This is a genomic window from Alkalibacterium psychrotolerans, from assembly GCF_054784355.1.
Genome location: NZ_BAAGPH010000085.1, coordinates 1 through 1,661 on the forward strand (window position 1 = coordinate 1; position 1,661 = coordinate 1,661).

General features: G+C 36.8%; 1 protein-coding gene. It reads right to left on the reverse strand.

The genetic code is table 11. The features are described 5' to 3' along the window. Positions 1–191: 191 nt before the first annotated feature. Positions 192–1,559 carry an IS91 family transposase gene (locus ACYVLS_RS09010; protein ID WP_460323738.1) on the reverse strand — a complete coding sequence of 456 codons (1,368 nt, stop codon included), beginning with the start codon at positions 1,557–1,559 and terminating at the stop codon, positions 192–194. Positions 1,560–1,661: the final 102 nt, after the last annotated feature.

A 1,661-nucleotide genomic window follows, 5' to 3' on the forward strand; every position in this document is an offset into this window, starting at 1 on the left:
TAAGAAAACCTCGGGCAAAGTTCGCCCGAGGACTCTTTATTATCTGCTGACCTTTTTATTTTTGTGTTCTATTGTCATATACGATCCCCGTGTGACTTACAAAGTATTCTGGAATCATTTCACCATGGCATTCTTCACAATTAAATCTTGGTGGCTCCGATGGATCCCCATCATCTAGGAAGTCAAAATGTTCAACAACTTCCGTAGGAATCAATTCCTCTTTCCCACATTGTAGACAAATAAAGTTCACGTTCTCGTTGTTCAATACTTTCTTTGAGCGATTGCCAGTTGAACCGAAGTTCTTCAAAAGCTTTTTGGTCTGCTTGTTCTTTTTCAATTTTGTACGCTTCTTCTTCAAGACGTTTAATCTCCCTCTTTAGATATTCATGGGCTTGTATATCATTCGCATAAACAACTTTTAATCGGCCATTTTTGGGCGCAACCGTCCCCTTGAACTCATAATAGTTGTCACAATGCATACATTTTAAAGGGTCCTCTTTGAAACGTTCGATTATTCGTTCTCTCCACGACTTTGGCTTCATCATTTCTTTCGCATTAAAGAGGAGCTTTTTAACCTTTTCTTGAAAGGCAATCACAATTTTCTTAGAAAGTGTCTTTATTCGTCGGCTATACAGGCCATAATGACGAATCATCTTAAAACCTTTTTCTGGGATATGACGAACTAACGATAAAATAAATTCTTCTACACTCATTACAAGTGTTTCTTCTTTATTTGTTCGTTTGTCATGATATACAAAGGCAACGATCTCACCATCATAAGCCTTGATGCGACTTAAAGCGATCGGTCCTCTTTTCATATATCGACCAATATACTGGAGAAGTCCCAAAATTTTAGTCCGACTTCTTTTCGGTGCATTTACGTAGAAACCTTCTGCATTTTTAGAGTAAGCTTTCTGAAGTAGATATTGGTGTTCTCTTTTTTCATTCGGAGTCAATACTCGTCTAAGGAGCTTCAGAACTGCGTTCTGCCAGTATACACGTAACATTTTAAATGGTATATAGTCATAATCTTCCCACTCACCTTGTTTATTCAGTCCGCCCATCGTCACAATCATATGAATATGTGGATTAAATTCTAATTTTGATCCAAACGTGTGTAATCCTAAGGTGATTCCCGGTTCTATACCTTTCTTATTAAAGTACTCTTTAATAATTTTAGCAGATTCATCCATTAATCCTTTCAACAGCTTCTCCCGATGGAGAAGGAATAATTTCCGCAAACCTTCATCAATCGTAAATACAATATGACGATGAACAGTTTTATACATATCTTTTGCGACAGCTTCACTCCAACGTTGCGTTTCTCCCATCGCACAAGTCGGACAAAATTTTCCTTTACATCGGAATGCCACTTTCTTAACGTCATTGCATCCTTCACAAACAAATAATCGAAACCCTCTAACAATCTCCCCACAGTGACGAAATTTATTCACTTCTGACTGAACCACTTCACGAATTCTTTGACCATATTTGTCCACTAATTTATCCCAGTGGTTATATTCATCAAAAAATATCGAGTGGAGAATATTCTTTTCCATATCTATATTTTACCCCATCTATATTTTACCCCATCTATTCTTAAAGATAAAACGTTAACCAACTGTGTCATACCAGCCTTTATTTTATAATCCCTTATACTA